1 protein-coding gene is annotated in these 985 nt (G+C 73.6%); it reads right to left on the bottom strand.

What is annotated here, in order from left to right; translation table 11 throughout:
- Positions 1–30: 30 nt before the first annotated feature.
- Entirely contained in the window at positions 31–834 is an 804-nt protein-coding gene (gene tatC / locus G6556_RS18945; RefSeq protein ID WP_166944724.1) for a twin-arginine translocase subunit TatC, read from the bottom strand.
- Positions 835–985: the final 151 nt, after the last annotated feature.

Genomic DNA, 985 nt, shown 5'->3' with positions numbered 1-985 from the left:
CCACGGGGTTCACCACCACCCCGAGGTGGCTCACGTGGCGAGCGTCCCGTCGGCGGCACCGGCACCGGCCCCGCCCAGGCCCTCGTGGCCCCGCGCGGACTCGGCCTCCGCGAGCCGCCGGTCCGCGCGCCGGTCGTGCAGCACGCACACGCCGAGCGCCGCGAAGTACAGCCCGCAGATCGGCAGCGCCATGACGATCATCGTGATCGCGTCCGGCGTCGGCGTCATCACCGCGGCGAACACGAACGCGAGCAGCACCGCCCACCGCCAGCCCCGGGCCCACGTGCTCGCCCGGACCAGGCCGACCAGGTTGATGCACACCATCACCACCGGCAGCACGAACGCCAGGCCGAACGCCAGCACGAACCGCATGACGAAGCTGAGGTACGCCTGCGCGTCGATGAAGTTCGACGCGCCCTCCGGCGTGAAGTCCGTCAGCACCTTGACCGCCGTGGGCAGCGTCCAGGCCGAGAGGGCGGCGCCGGCCAGGAACAGCGGCACCGCGGCCGCGAGGAACCCGACCGCCGACCGCTTCTCCCGGCGGGTCAGCCCGGGCGTGATGAACGCCCACAGCTGGTAGAGCCACCACGGGCTCGACACGATGACGCCGAGGAACAGCGCCACCTTGATCTGCATGTCGAACGCGCTGGCCAGACCCGCGAAGTTCACCGAGACCCGGCCGTCCCGGCCCGCGGCGGTGTCGAGCAGGGGCTGCTGGAGCAGCTCGAACACCGGCTCGTACAGGAACCAGCCCGCGACCGCGCCGACGGCCAGGCCGATCGCGGCCAGGAACAGCCGCTTGCGGAGCTCGAGCAGGTGCTCGCGCAGCGGCATCCGGCCCTCGGGGTCGGGCCGTCTCTTGCGCGCCACGGATCAGGCGCTGGGGGTGGTGCTGCCGCTCGCCGGAGGCTGCTGGCCGGGCTGGTCGAGCGAGGGCGCGGGCGACGCGGACGGAGCCGGGTTCACGACCGGGCCCTCGCTCGAC

It is taken from the genome of Cellulomonas sp. IC4_254 (genome assembly GCF_011603975.1).
Taxonomy (GTDB): Bacteria; Actinomycetota; Actinomycetes; order Actinomycetales; family Cellulomonadaceae; genus Cellulomonas.
The sequence above is the reverse complement of the archived record's forward strand: the minus strand, read 5'-3'. Positions and strand labels throughout refer to the sequence as shown.

Excerpts from the sequence above, each read along its gene's own strand:
- tatC (WP_166944724.1), bottom strand. The coding sequence starts at position 834 with ATGCCGCTGCGCGAGCACCTGCTCGAGCTCCGCAAGCGGCTGTTCCTG.